At 58.2% G+C, this 10382-nt stretch carries 1 protein-coding gene; it reads left to right on the top strand.

Features of this window, described 5'->3' with window-relative positions:
* Positions 1-10382: beta strand repeat-containing protein (locus AC07OT_RS27845; protein WP_495109588.1), on the top strand; the 10382-nt coding region annotated here is incomplete at both ends.

The following is a 10382-nucleotide window of genomic DNA, read 5'->3' on the forward strand; positions in this document are numbered from 1 at the left end:
GTTGTACTGACTCAAAAAGGCGCCGACTTCGTTAACGCCGGCAATCAACTGCCGAAAATCGATCTGACCGTCACTGACCCTGAAGGCCTGAACTCCAACGGCACTGGCCAGCCGACCGTCACTCTTCACAATGACGTGCCAGTGATCAGCGTCGCGCCAGAAACCATCGATGAGAACTCCGCTACGGCGGGCACCGTCGCAGGTCGCTTCACCGCGACCGACGAAGAAACCCCACGCGAAGGTTTGACTGTTTCCTTCACGGGTAACAGCAATGCTGATGGTTACTACGCCATCGTTGATAACAACGTCGTGCTGACACAGAAGGGCGCTGACTTCGTCAACGCCGGCAATCAACTGCCGAAAATTGACCTGACTGTCACTGACCCAGAAGGCCTGAACTCCAACGGCACCGGCCAACCGACCGTTACCCTGCATAACGACGTGCCGGTCATCAGCGTTTCCCCAGAAACCATCGATGAAAACTCCGCTACAGCGGGCACCGTCGCCGGCCGCTTCACCGCGACCGATGAAGAAACCCCACGCGAAGGCCTGACCGTCTCCTTCACGGGTAACAGCAATGCTGATGGCTACTACAGCCTGTCCGGCAACAACGTTGTACTGACGCAAAAAGGTGCTGACTTCGTTAACGCCGGCAATCAACTGCCGAAGATTGACCTGACCGTCACTGACCCTGAAGGCCTGAACTCCAACGGCACTGGCCAGCCGACCGTTACTCTGCACAACGACGTGCCGGTCATCAGCGTTTCCCCAGAAACCATCGATGAAAACTCCGCTACGGCGGGCACCGTCGCTGGCCGCTTCACCGCTACGGACGAAGAAACCCCACGCGAAGGCCTGACTGTTTCCTTCACCGGCAACAGCAATGCCGACGGCTACTACGCCATCGTTGATAACAACGTCGTGTTGACCCAGAAGGGCGCTGACTTCGTTAACGCCGGCAATCAATTGCCGAAGATTGACCTGACTGTCACTGACCCAGAAGGCCTGAACTCCAACGGCACCGGTCAGCCGACCGTCACTCTGCACAACGATGTGCCGGTCATCAGCGTTTCCCCGGAAACCATCGATGAAAACTCCGCTACGGCGGGTACCGTCGCTGGCCGCTTCACCGCGACCGACGAAGAAACCCCACGCGAAGGCCTGACCGTCTCCTTCACGGGTAACAGCAATGCTGATGGTTACTACGCCATCGTTGATAACAACGTCGTGCTGACACAGAAGGGCGCTGACTTCGTTAACGCCGGCAATCAACTGCCGAAGATTGACCTGACCGTCACTGACCCTGAAGGCCTGAACTCCAACGGCACTGGCCAGCCGACCGTTACTCTGCACAACGACGTGCCGGTCATCAGCGTTTCCCCGGAAACCATCGATGAAAACTCCGCTACTGCGGGTACCGTCGCTGGCCGCTTCACTGCGACCGACGAAGAAACCCCACGCGAAGGCCTGACCGTCTCCTTCACGGGTAACAGCAATGCTGATGGCTACTACAGCCTGTCCGGCAATAACGTTGTACTGACTCAAAAAGGCGCCGACTTCGTTAACGCCGGCAATCAACTGCCGAAAATCGATCTGACCGTCACTGATCCAGAAGGCCTGAACTCCAACGGCACCGGCCAGCCGACCGTTACCCTGCACAACGATGTGCCGGTCATCAGCGTTTCCCCAGAAACCATCGACGAAAACTCCGCCACAGCGGGCACCGTCGCTGGCCGCTTCACCGCGACTGATGAAGAAACGCCACGCGAAGGTTTGACTGTCTCCTTCACCGGCAACAGCAACGCGGACGGCTACTACGCCATCGTTGATAACAACGTCGTGCTGACCCAGAAGGGCGCGGACTTTGTTAACGCCGGCAATCAACTGCCGAAGATTGACCTGACCGTCACTGATCCTGAAGGCCTGAATTCCAACGGCACCGGCCAGCCAACCGTCACTCTTCACAACGACGTGCCAGTGATCAGCGTCGCGCCAGAAACCATCGATGAAAACTCCGCTACTGCGGGCACCGTCGCTGGCCGCTTCACCGCGACCGATGAAGAAACCCCACGCGAAGGCCTGACTGTCTCCTTCACCGGCAACAGCAACGCAGACGGCTACTACAGCCTGTCCGGCAATAACGTTGTACTGACCCAGAAAGGCGCTGACTTCGTTAACGCCGGCAATCAACTGCCGAAGATCGATCTGACCGTCACTGACCCTGAAGGCCTGAACTCCAACGGCACTGGCCAGCCGACCGTCACTCTGCACAACGATGTGCCGGTCATCAGCGTTTCCCCAGAAACCATCGATGAGAACTCCGCCACTGCGGGCACCGTCGCTGGCCGCTTCACCGCGACCGATGAAGAAACCCCACGCGAAGGTTTGACTGTCTCCTTCACCGGCAACAGCAACGCAGACGGCTACTACAGCCTGTCCGGCAATAGCGTTGTACTGACCCAGAAAGGCGCTGACTTCGTTAACGCCGGCAATCAACTGCCGAAGATTGACCTGACCGTCACTGATCCTGAAGGCCTGAACTCCAACGGCACCGGCCAACCGACCGTTACCCTGCACAACGACGTGCCGGTCATCAGCGTTTCCCCAGAAACCATCGACGAAAACTCCGCCACAGCGGGCACCGTCGCTGGCCGCTTCACCGCGACCGACGAAGAAACGCCACGCGAAGGTTTGACTGTCTCTTTCACCGGCAACAGCAATGCTGACGGTTACTACAGCCTCTCCGGCAACAACGTTGTACTGACCCAGAAAGGCGCGGATTTCGTTAACGCCGGCAATCAACTGCCGAAAATCGATCTGACCGTCACTGATCCAGAAGGCCTGAACTCCAACGGCACCGGCCAGCCGACCGTTACCCTGCACAACGATGTGCCGGTCATCAGCGTTTCCCCAGAAACCATCGATGAGAACTCCGCTACGGCGGGCACCGTCGCTGGCCGCTTCACCGCGACCGACGAAGAAACCCCACGCGAAGGTTTGACTGTCTCTTTCACCGGCAGCAGCAACGCGGACGGCTACTACGCCATCGTTGATAACAACGTTGTGCTGACTCAGAAGGGCGCTGACTTCGTTAACGCCGGCAATCAACTGCCGAAAATCGACCTGACCGTCACCGACCCAGAAGGCGCCAGCTCCAATGGCACCGGTCAACCAACCGTCACCCTGGTCGACGACACCCCAACCGCCGCCGATAACCATATCGAGAGCAACGAAGACACCCCAATCGAGCTGACCTGGGGGACTTTTGGCGTACACGATGAGGATTCCACGAGTCCGGCAGTGGTGTTCACCAGCCTGCCTGCCGGTTCCATCGAATACAAAGTCAACGGTGAGTGGGTCAAGCTCACCACGGCCGATCTGAAAACTGACACCTCGCCGGGCAAGGCCTTCACCCAGGCTGATTTCGATAACCACGACGTGCGTTACAGCCCGGCGGCCAATGAGTCGGGCGACAACAGCTTCGGCGGCACCGGCGTGGGTAACAAGCAAGGTGATTACACCGAGCTGAAGTTCCAGGCGACTGACGGCAACTCCTACAGCGAGACCAAAACCATCACCGTGGATATCCACCCGGTGACGGATGTGCCAATCCTGAACATCGGCCAAGTGCCAACCGGTTTGACCATTCAAACCTGGACCGGCAGCAACTTGCCAGGTGCCTTGGGCACCAATGGCCAAGGCGTCACCGAGTCCAGCACCCTGATTAAGGTGATCAACGCCCAAACCGCTGATAGCGCCGCCTCCACAGGTGTGACCAGCAATGTGAGCAACGGGAATGTGGCCGAAGGCACCGCGACCAAAGTGTCGGGCCTGGTTTACCTGGAAGCCGGTCAGAGCTACACCTTCACCGGTACTGCCGACGATAGCCTGGCAATCACCGTGGGCGGGAAGCTGGTCGCTTCCGAGACCTGGAGCCAGGGCAGCGGGATTGGCGGGTCGTCCTATACGCCGACCGAGTCGGGTTATTACACCCTCGACATCTACCACTACAACCAGAACGGTCCGGGCAACTACGACGTCAACGTGTCGATCAACAACGGCCCGTCGGTGTCGCTGGGCAGCAGCGGTGTGCAGACCTACACCAGTGCAGCAGCATTGGAAGCCGCCGGCATGGTGCTCGGTGACAGCCATGTGGTGAATGGCGAAGGCTATTACACCGGCAACGTCTACAACCACGGCCTGGAAGACACCGCGATCAAGATCGCGCCGATTACTGCCACGTTTGTCGACAACGACGGCTCGGAAGCCCATAAGGTTGAAATCAGCGGCCTGCCGGAAGGCGCCGTACTCACCGATGGCACCACGGGCCATAGCATCGTCTCGACCGGCGCGAACACGCTGTACGACGTGAGCACCTGGAACCTGAGCACCCTGACCGTTACACCGTTCAAGGATTCCACGGCCAGTTTCGACCTGACCGTGACGGCTACGGCCAAAGAGTTGAGCACCAACGTTGAAGAAGTTACGACCGGCAAAATCAGCATCGTGGTCACGGCGGTCGATGACGCCCCTGTATTGGGTAACGGTTCGACCAACGCATTTGGCGACACCTACATCGAAGGCAAGCCAGGCGGCTACGTTGCCGCGAACCTGACCATCACCGACGTCGACAGCGACACCCTGAAAAGTGCCAAAGTTACGCTGGTCAACCACTTGACCGACGACGTATTGATCGCAGATGTCAGCAACACCAAAATCACCGTCAACTATGACAAGGGCACTGGCGTACTGACCCTGTCCGGCGAAGCCACGAAGGCCGAATACCAGGAAGTCCTGCGTTCTGTGCACTTCGCCAGCGAAAGCGAAGACCCGAGCCCGGCCAATCGCAACCTGACCATCACCGTGAACGACGGCCATTCGGACTCGGCTCCGGTGACCTCCGTGGTCTACGTGGTTCCGGTCAACGATAAACCGGTGGTCAGTTTTGACAGCACCACGTTTGTCGAGCAAAAAGCGGCGGTGGCACTGGTCGACAACCTGAGCATCACAGACGTCGACAACAAAACCTTCAGCAAAGTGGTGGTCACGGTTGATCACCTGGTGTCCGGTGACCTGCTCAGCAACGCCGACGTGCTCAAGGCGCTCGCCATTGCCGGTATCACCATCACCGAAAGCGGCAGCGCCGCCGATGGAAAAATCATCTACACCCTGACCAGCAACTCGCCAGCCGGTAGCAGCGCTGCCGACTTCATCAAGCTGGTTGAAGCGATCACCTTCCAGGCCCCGGGTAACAATCCGGTTGGCACTGATCGCACTGTCACTATCGACGTCACCGATAACGGTGGAGGCAACCTCGACCGTGAGCCGCCGGAAACCGCCAGCGCCACTGGCAAGGTCACCGTCGAGCTGTTCAACGACGCCCCGACTGCATCGGCTAACGCTGCCGGCGCTGACGAAGACCATGCGGCCACGATCGTCCTGAGCGGCGCCGATGTGGACGGCTCCGTCGCCAACTTCGTCATCAAGACGTTGCCGGATAACGGCAAGCTGTACAGTGACGCCAGCCTGACAACCGAACTCAAAGTCGGCGATTCGGTACCCGCGGGTGCCGATGGCAAGGCGGCGGTCTACTTCTCCCCGACTGCTGACTGGAGCGGCACAACGTCGGTCACCTTCACGGCAGTCGACAATGGCGGTAAAGCCAGCGCTGAAACCACTGCCCCAGTGACGATCGCTCCGGTCACCGACGCGCCGTACCTGAACCTGCTCGGTGGCGGTACCGTCACCTCGATCAACTTCGACAGCGCGCACCTCAACGGTTCGTGGAGCACCGTCGCTGTCGGCGATGCCAACAATGCGGCCGGCAACGGCGCCACTCCAGCCACCCAATGGTTGACCGGCAATAGCGACGGCAAAGTCGAAATCGGCCAAAGCAGCATTTATGGCGTAGAGACCCCAGGCAACAGCCAGGTCATCGAACTCGAGAAAAATGCCGGCGACGACGCCAGCCTGTACACCATCATCAAGGCCGAAAGCGGCACGGCGTACAGCATTTCGGTGGACTACTCCCCGCGCGCCGGGGCTGAGACCAATTCGGTCATCGATGTGTTCTGGGGCGGCGTCAAAGTCGGCACCCTGGACACCACCGTCGTTGGCATGAAGACCTACACCTTCGTGGTGCCGGTCACCGCTGACGGTGATGCCAAGCTTGAATTCAAGGCCCCGGCCGGCGAGACCAACAACTCCCTCGGCGGCGTGTTGGACAACATCAGCGTCACCCAGGTGCTGAACACCGGCCTGGAAGACCACGCCATCAAATTGTCGGCCATTGACGCTTACGCCACCGACAAGGATGGCTCCGAGACGCTCAAGCTGGAAATCAGCGGTATTCCGGAAGGTGCGACCATCACCGATGGCAAAACGGGTCATACGTTTACTGCCAGCGCTGACGTTCACAGTGTCGACATCAGCCTGTGGGACAAGGCCACTCTGGTCTTCACCCCGGCACAAAACGCCAATGGCCTGGTGAACCTCACGGTGACCGCCACTGCGCAGGATGGCGATGCTGCTGCGGTTTCCAAGTCGATTACGCTGCCGATCAATGTGATTGCGGTCAACGATCTGCCCGTCATAGATGTCGTGGCGAACCCGCTGCAGGAAGGTGCCGTGGCTGAAGGCACCGTTGCCGGTCACTTTACCGTCAGCGATGTCGAGACACCGGTTGCTGAGCTGAAAGTCGGCTTCACCGGCGACAGCAACAAAGATGGCTACTACACCCTTCTTGGCAATGCTGTGGTGTTGACCCTGGCGGGTGCAAACTTCGTCAACGCGGGTAATAAGCTGCCTGCGATTGATCTGACCGTGACCGATGCCGATAAAGGCAGCTCGCACGCTACTGCCACGCCGGATGTGACGTTGGTAAACGACGTGCCGCTGATCAGTGTCGCGCCAGTCACCATTGATGAAAACTCTGCCACAGCGGGCACCGTCGCTGGCCGCTTCACTGCGACTGATGAAGAAACGCCACGCGAAGGTTTGACTGTTTCCTTCACCGGCAACAGCAACGTAGACGGTTACTACAGCCTGTCCGGCAATAACGTTGTACTGACGCAAAAGGGCGCGGACTTCGTTAACGCTGGCCATCAACTGCCGAAGATCGACCTGACGGTTACCGATCCTGAGGGGCTCAGCTCCAATGGCACTGGTCAGCCTACTGTCACTCTGCATAACGACGTGCCGGTCATTAGCGTTTCCCCAGAAAACATCGATGAAAACTCCGCTACTGCGGGTACCGTCGCTGGCCGCTTCACCGCGACTGATGAAGAAACACCACGCGAAGGTTTGACTGTTTCCTTTACGGGCAACAGCAACGTAGACGGTTACTACAGCCTCTCCGGCAACAACGTTGTGCTGACCCAGAAGGGCGCGGATTTTGTTAACGCCGGCAATCAACTGCCGAAGATTGATCTGACGGTTACCGATCCAGAGGGGCTTAGCTCCAATGGCACTGGTCAGCCTACTGTCACTCTGCACAACGATGTGCCGGTCATCAGCGTTTCCCCAGAAACCATCGATGAAAACTCCGCTACTGCGGGTACCGTCGCTGGCCGCTTCACTGCGACTGACGAAGAAACCCCACGCGAAGGTTTGACTGTTTCCTTTACGGGCAACAGCAACGTAGACGGTTACTACAGCCTATCTGGCAACAACGTTGTGCTGACCCAGAAGGGCGCGGATTTTGTTAACGCCGGTAATCAACTGCCGAAGATTGACCTGACGGTTACCGATCCTGAGGGGCTTAGCTCCAATGGCACTGGTCAGCCTACTGTCACTCTGCATAACGACGTGCCGGTCATCAGCGTTTCCCCAGAAACCATCGACGAGAACTCCGCTACGGCGGGTACCGTCGCAGGTCGCTTCACTGCGACCGATGAAGAGACGCCACGCGAAGGCCTGACCGTCTCCTTCACCGGCAACAGCAACGCGGATGGCTACTACGCCATCGTTGATAACAACGTTGTGTTGACTCAGAAAGGTGCAGATTTTGTTAACGCCGGTAATCAACTGCCGAAAATCGATCTGACCGTCACTGATCCAGAAGGCCTGAACTCCAACGGCACCGGCCAGCCGACCGTTACTCTGCACAACGACGTGCCGGTCATCAGCGTTTCCCCAGAAACCATCGACGAGAACTCCGCTACAGCGGGTACCGTCGCAGGTCGTTTCACCGCGACCGATGAAGAAACGTCTCGCGAAGGCCTGACTGTTTCCTTCACGGGTAACAGCAATGCTGACGGCTACTACAGCCTGTCCGGCAACAACGTTGTACTGACCCAGAAGGGCGCGGATTTTGTTAACGCCGGTAATCAACTGCCGAAGATTGACCTGACGGTTACCGATCCAGAGGGGCTTAGCTCCAATGGCACTGGTCAGCCTACTGTCACTCTGCATAACGACGTGCCGGTCATCAGCGTTTCCCCAGAAACCATCGACGAGAACTCCGCTACAGCGGGTACCGTCGCAGGTCGTTTCACCGCGACCGATGAAGAAACGCCTCGCGAAGGCCTGACTGTTTCCTTCACGGGTAACAGCAATGCTGACGGCTACTACAGCCTGTCTGGCAATAACGTTGTACTGACTCAAAAAGGCGCTGACTTCGTTAACGCCGGCAATCAACTGCCGAAGATTGACCTGACTGTCACTGACCCTGAAGGCCTGAACTCCAACGGCACCGGTCAACCAACTGTCACTCTGCACAACGATGTGCCGGTCATCAGCGTTTCCCCAGAAACCATCGATGAAAACTCCGCTACTGCGGGCACCGTCGCTGGCCGCTTCACTGCGACTGATGAAGAAACACCACGCGAAGGTTTGACTGTTTCCTTTACGGGCAACAGCAACGTAGACGGTTACTACAGCCTCTCCGGCAACAACGTTGTGCTGACCCAGAAGGGCGCGGATTTTGTTAACGCCGGCAATCAACTGCCGAAGATTGACCTGACGGTTACCGATCCAGAGGGGCTTAGCTCCAATGGCACTGGTCAGCCTACTGTCACTCTGCATAACGACGTGCCGGTCATCAGCGTTGCCCCAGAAACCATCGACGAGAACTCCGCTACAGCGGGTACCGTCGCAGGTCGTTTCACCGCGACCGATGAAGAAACGTCTCGCGAAGGCCTGACTGTTTCCTTTACGGGCAACAGCAACGCAGACGGCTACTACAGTCTGTCCGGCAACAACGTTGTGCTGACTCAAAAAGGCGCTGACTTCGTTAACGCCGGCAATCAACTGCCGAAGATTGACCTGACCGTCACTGACCCTGAAGGCTTGAACTCTCACAGCACTGGGCAGCCGACCGTCATCCTGCACAACGACGTGCCGGTCATCAGCGTCGCGCCAGTCACCATCGACGAGAACTCCGCTACTGCGGGCACCGTCGCTGGCCGCTTCACTGCGACTGATGAAGAAACGCCGCGCGAAGGTTTGACTGTTTCCTTTACTGGAAACAGCAACGTGGATGGCTACTACAGCCTGTCCGGCAACAACGTTGTGTTGACCCAGAAGGGCGCCGACTTCGTTAACGCCGGCAATCAACTGCCGAAGATCGACCTGACGGTTACCGATCCTGAGGGGCTCAGCTCCAATGGCACTGGTCAACCGACCATCACGCTGCACAACGACGTGCCAGTGATCAGCGTCGCGCCAGTCACCATCGACGAGAACTCTGCTACAGCGGGTACCGTCGCTGGCCGCTTCACTGCGACCGATGAAGAAACGCCACGCGAAGGTCTGACTGTCTCCTTCACCGGCAACAGCAATGCTGACGGCTACTACAGCCTGTCTGGCAACAACGTTGTGCTGACCCAGAAGGGCGCGGACTTTGTTAACGCCGGTAATCAACTGCCGAAGATTGATCTGACGGTTACCGATCCAGAGGGGCTCAGCTCCAATGGCACTGGCCAGCCGACGGTCACTCTGCATAACGACGTGCCGGTCATCAGCGTTGCGCCAGTCACCATCGACGAGAACTCCGCTACAGCGGGTACCGTCGCTGGCCGCTTCACCGCGACTGATGAAGAAACACCACGCGAGGGCCTGACTGTTTCCTTCACCGGCAACAGCAACGTAGACGGTTACTACAGCCTGTCTGGCAACAACGTTGTGTTGACGCAAAAAGGCGCCGACTTCGTTAACGCCGGCAATCAACTGCCGAAGATTGATCTGACGGTTACCGACCCTGAGGGGCTTAGCTCCAATGGCACTGGTCAACCGACCGTCATCCTGCACAACGACGTGCCGGTCATTAGCGTTGCGCCAGTCACCATCGACGAGAACTCCGCTACAGCGGGCACCGTCGCTGGCCGCTTCACTGCGACTGATGAAGAAACGCCGCGCGAAGGTTTGACTGTTTCCTTTACTGG

It is taken from the genome of Pseudomonas sp. GW821-FHT09C10 (genome assembly GCF_059418085.1).